The 4,479-nt window shown below is 57.2% G+C and carries 5 protein-coding genes; 3 read left to right on the forward strand and 2 right to left on the reverse strand.

Going from position 1 to position 4,479, the window contains the following annotated elements:
• Nucleotides 1-613 precede the first annotated feature (613 nt).
• Entirely contained in the window at nucleotides 614-1,000 is a 387-nt protein-coding gene (locus AWB82_RS36095; protein ID WP_086974028.1) for a DUF2934 domain-containing protein, read from the forward strand.
• Between the two features lie 15 nt (nucleotides 1,001-1,015).
• Here AWB82_RS36095 and AWB82_RS39320 read toward each other — a convergent pair whose 3' ends face one another.
• Complete coding sequence (locus tag AWB82_RS39320) at nucleotides 1,016-1,519, reverse strand: ProQ/FINO family protein (protein WP_086974029.1); 504 nt, start codon at nucleotides 1,517-1,519, stop codon at nucleotides 1,016-1,018.
• A 60-nt stretch (nucleotides 1,520-1,579) separates the two neighbouring features.
• Between AWB82_RS39320 and AWB82_RS36105 the strand changes: the two genes are divergently transcribed.
• Nucleotides 1,580-1,936, forward strand: a complete 357-nt coding sequence (locus AWB82_RS36105) for an H-NS histone family protein (protein ID WP_086974030.1) — start codon at nucleotides 1,580-1,582, stop codon at nucleotides 1,934-1,936.
• A gap of 393 nt (nucleotides 1,937-2,329) precedes the next feature.
• Here the strand turns inward: AWB82_RS36105 and AWB82_RS36110 are convergent, their stop codons facing one another.
• The gene (locus tag AWB82_RS36110; protein ID WP_086974031.1) at nucleotides 2,330-2,572 is read right to left on the reverse strand and encodes a helix-turn-helix domain-containing protein; all 243 of its coding nucleotides are present in this window, start codon (nucleotides 2,570-2,572) and stop codon (nucleotides 2,330-2,332) included.
• Between the two features lie 1,371 nt (nucleotides 2,573-3,943).
• On the opposite strand from AWB82_RS36110, the gene AWB82_RS36120 reads away from it, so the two are divergent.
• The coding region (locus AWB82_RS36120; RefSeq protein WP_235023593.1) for a hypothetical protein at nucleotides 3,944-4,479 on the forward strand (536 nt) is incomplete at its 3' end.

Below are 4,479 nucleotides of genomic sequence, written 5' to 3' on the forward strand. Positions count from 1 at the left end.
GCTGTTGATACTGGGTCTTTTCGTGCATCGCAACACCTTATACGAAACAGGTGTTGCACTTCAGATTTGAGGCCGCCGTCATATTATCAACAAGCGCACTAGCTCTACCCGGTAAAAAGGAAGTCCAATCTACGTCATTTCCGCAGATTGCTTGTTTCCAACGCGGCCGAGCGGCCTACTGCGTTTTTTCAAACTGCCACGCGCGCGAGGCGGACGCAAATCCAAACGACCGGGGGGCGGGTATGGACTAAAGGAATGATTCGCGATTACGTCTCGCCGCCGCCTCAAAAACCTGGCTCAGCTTTCCCCGCTCGTTTCTCGACGAGGCGAAGCCCGGTTGTCGAACACGACTTTAACGAGCGTTGCGGCCTTCAACATTACAGACCAACGAAGTGCTGGGTCAGGTCGTGCATGGTCGAAGATGAATCGGTCCGGTTGTGCAGGGTCGGAGCGCCACGGTTACAAATACAGCGTGCTTTAGGCATGGGCACGGCACGGGTCATTTCCGAAACGAACATGTGCGGAAAGGATGCTCATTTATGGGCCGCTACTCTTTCCGCATCTGTTATCGTTCAATCTCCTGAATTCACCGTCGTCTATCTATTCGAAAACCATGAATTCGACTCCGCCCGAAGAAAGCATCAGACATCGCGCGTATCTGCTGTGGGAAGCCGACGGCCGGCCTGACGGCCGCGACGAACACTACTGGCAATTGGCGTCGTCGCAGCTTCGAAACGGCACTACGGCGCCAGCACCGGATGGAGCCGTCGCAGACCCCCGCACTGTCAAGTCCAGAACTCCTAAGAAGAGCGCCCCCCTGAAGAAAGGAAAGAGGCAAAGCGCAGACGAAGCCAGCAAGAGCGCGCCGGGCGCAAAGCTCCAGGGTTCGGCTGCAGCATCTCAAGCTCCGGCGTCGACAAAAGCGGCCAGTAAGAAGACCAAGGCGCAGGCCAAAAAGGCGCAAAGAGGCGGTGGCTCAAACAATCAGGTTGAGGCGTAGATGTCCGTAGGCTGCCTAGCCCCGACGCTCACCGCCAACCCAAGCAATCAACAACGCGCGTGCAGATGCGGGCCTTCGGTGCGGTCGTTGGACAGCAGTTCGCCGAGATGAACTGCTTACGCGACCGATTTTGGAGTTGTGGAGGCGGACGTGGTCGTGCGAGTCGAACGTCTTCCCCGTGGTTGCTGCGCACGGACAGTGTCGGCAGGCGTGCGGCTCTCTGCGCCATATCTCAGTCGCGCTCTTCAACTCACGGTCCAAGGCGCCAAGGTCCGCCGAAAGCGCTGAACGGTCGTCCATTATCCCGACCTTCAGCGGAAGCCTGGGCGCACGACCTTTCGGGAGCGCACGCGGGAAGCGCTTCTGTAGCTTCTTAATCGTGTGGACGACGGTGTCAGGGAGCGCCGAAGGAGTGGTCGTCGCTGGCCGCTGCTTGTTTGCAGTTTCCTTCTTCGACGCGCTCTTGGCTTGTTGCTCGAGCTGCTGCTTCAGAGAACCGAGCTGTTCAAATTTCAACATGTCGTAAAATGTGAGCAACGATTCTAACAGTCGCCGAAATCAGGCGCATTCATCGAAACTATGGCATATCACAGCGTTGAAATCGCCCAGCTGCAGGCACAGCAAGAAGCGTTGGACAAGCAATTGCCGGAAGCCAAAGAAAAAGAAACACAGCATACACTGCGGGAAATTGTTCAGAAAATGCGCGAGTACGGCATTACCCTGAATGAACTAATGGGTAGCGAACCACGCGAGCAGCCATCGGAACCAACAGCAAGATATCGAGACCCGCTCAGCGGCGCGACATGGAGCGGACGCGGAAGGGCGCCACACTGGATTGTAGGTAAAAACCGGGATGATTATCTTATTGACAAGCGCGGCACATCCCGCGCCATGGTAGAAGCGGCGCTTTTTTCCGAGGAGCGCTCACTCGATTGAGCGTTTGTCTAAGCTCTGGCAGCTGCAGCTTCGAAGGTGTCCTTCAATGGTTCCTTGCTTAATATTGTTTGAGTCCATACCGTGCATGGCGCTTCGCCGTGACGGCACCGAAGGTCGTGAGAAAAAGATGGCTTTTGATAGTGATGCTTTTGAATTCCGTCGCCGCACCTTTGGTAGTGGGAATCGTGTGCAGTCCGCCCGATTTACCGGTCCACTTTGAAGCGCTGATTGGCAAGTTACAGGATACTGACGCAGTGCTTGCTTGCCCACGGTTGACTGACATTGCGGTCGGCTCATCGACTCGCCGGTCATATCCACGGAATAACTCGCCGCTCTCGTCATCAGAGGCAAGGGACGTTGCGGTCGCAGTATCGCGTTTTCAGCATCGCGTTCTCAGCCCTGGTCCCGAATCTCTGCTGGGCCTTTTCCCGTCCATCCCTTCAGCCCTCGCCGGAAATTGACGGTGTCCGCAAAGCCAAGTAGCATGGCGACCTCGTCCGCACTGAGCGTCGTTTTCATCAGGTATCCAGTCGCGAGGGAGCATCGGACATCGTCGACGAACGATGTTCCTTCTGACTCGATGCGTCGTCTCAGCGTCCGACTATTCGTCTTCAGCGCAGTAGCGACAGTCTCCATGCTCGGGAGCTCTCCAGGCTTATGAGTTAAGACCTGATAGGCCTCCGCTTCGCGCGATGAGAATATTGAAGGGCGCGCCGGGCTCCCGTCACATGAGCCGAGAGTCACGTTGGCCTATTCATCCGGTCGACCACCATCCGTCCGCAAGCCGCGACAGTGCCCGCGACGACGGGAACCATAAATGCCGGCACGCCCCATTCGGCAGCGGTCGTGTCGCGCAGCAGTTGCTCAGAGAACTCGTGGAACACTTCCGAGCATGCTATTTCAGGACACACGTCGTCCGTCCTGAGCCTTTGATGCAGACTGGCATAGTGCAAGACGCACCGGCTGATTGCTACGCTGGTCAGCTGTGCCCATGGCGTGGTCTCCCGACCAGCGAGGCTAAGTTGGACATCCTGGACGGCTCGATATAGGACGTCGGCTAACTCCTTTGGAATGCCGAGATACTCGTACCCTGCGGCTCCATTCGCCATGATTGCTCTCCCTATCAGGGCAACTATGCTCGCCAACGCCCGCAATCGCTATGCCGAATCCCGAGTATCTTGGACGTCACTAGCTTCGCCAGCATAGTCCTCCCTCGCTGCAATTTTGGAAGACGGCGCCAGTGCACAGCTTGCGGCAATCACGCCTCGGCACGGATACCGAAGGTACCTTCGCAATGCGAGCAAGCGCCCGTGGGCTGAGCCCGTACTACTGGGGTCCGGAGAGAAGGGCCAATCAAGATAGAAATTGAGTTCTCGGTTCGCGTCGCAGCGTGCTTCATCGTTCTTATTGCAATGTGTGCATGGCTTCGGCGTCGCGTTCGAACATCGTGATGGTCGATGGGTCGACAATCACGCACGCACTTTTTGCACTGGCAATGGAGACAGCGCGTCGAACGGACGGGAAGACGCCTATCCGCATCTCGCGCGCGCTATCGGTTCGGGCGACGCGACGGCGAGGTCATTTGGCGCCGGGGCTGTTCGATGCCGGGACGACGCGGCACAGCGATGACCTATATCCTGCGCTCCGGTCGCCGTCGAGCTAGCCATGACCACAGCCAAAGGCAAATTCGCCGGGTTACTCAGTGCCCGTTGCAAAGCGCTGGCCAATCCATCAACGACATCGTGCGTGCTCGCAAACGTCCGAATACCGTGGTAAATAATTCCAGCAACGTTCGTTTGTCCAGCCCGCGTCGAATGACCGAGGCTGTCGGCTAAGACCACCTCTACTACAAAGACGAAGATAACTCGCAAGCATCGAGATTGCGAAGGCGGTGCAGGCGCGTCTCTCGCTGACGGCCGGCGGCGGGCGTCCCTGCGCGTGCGAAGGAGCGTTGCGAAATCCGCGAAAATGCCTTTATTCACCGAAGCGAACGGCGCGGTATGCCTAATGCTGAAGCGAAAGCACAAGGACGGCGCGCTCGCTCTGGGTCCGTTTCAAAGCACAGTCAGACTGAATTCAGCGACGAATCTCCGACTGTCTGCCAAAATCCCTCTCTCGCCGTCGCTGGTCGAGGTGACCGAGGAGGGTTGCACCGACGCGCTGCCATCGACTGTCATGTCAAAAATAGCGAAAGTTCAGGGCGTAATCTCGTTAATCGTTGCACTTGCGCTCTTCATTTGCATCGACCGCTATTACAAACTTGCGGCGGCTCACCCGGGTAACTTCGTTTTCCTTTGGCTTTGTGCGCAGTACTGCCTTGCGGTAGTCCTTTTTTGTTTTATGCCGACGGCGTCGTCGAGGACGCTGAAAGAGAAGCTGCTCATCGCTCTACTGATTGGCGGCTTCATGGGTGGCGCGACCTTGCCAAAAGTCTTCGCTGCGTTCGATGCATTCGGCGGCCCGCAGGAGTTATTGTCAAATCTGGTGTTTGCCAGGCGGGGCCCGGTCAGGCGGCAAGCGGTTGCTGAGCCGGTGTGCTGTCG

The organism is Caballeronia glebae, assembly GCF_001545035.1.
GTDB classification, from domain to species: Bacteria; Pseudomonadota; Gammaproteobacteria; order Burkholderiales; family Burkholderiaceae; genus Caballeronia; species Caballeronia glebae.

Coding starts and splice junctions, on each gene's coding strand:
- AWB82_RS39320 (WP_086974029.1), bottom strand. CDS start 1,519: ATGTTGAAATTTGAACAGCTCGGTTCTCTGAAGCAGCAGCTCGAGCAA.
- AWB82_RS36110 (WP_086974031.1), bottom strand. CDS start 2,572: ATGGAGACTGTCGCTACTGCGCTGAAGACGAATAGTCGGACGCTGAGA.
- AWB82_RS36105 (WP_086974030.1), top strand. CDS start 1,580: ATGGCATATCACAGCGTTGAAATCGCCCAGCTGCAGGCACAGCAAGAA.
- AWB82_RS36095 (WP_086974028.1), top strand. CDS start 614: ATGAATTCGACTCCGCCCGAAGAAAGCATCAGACATCGCGCGTATCTG.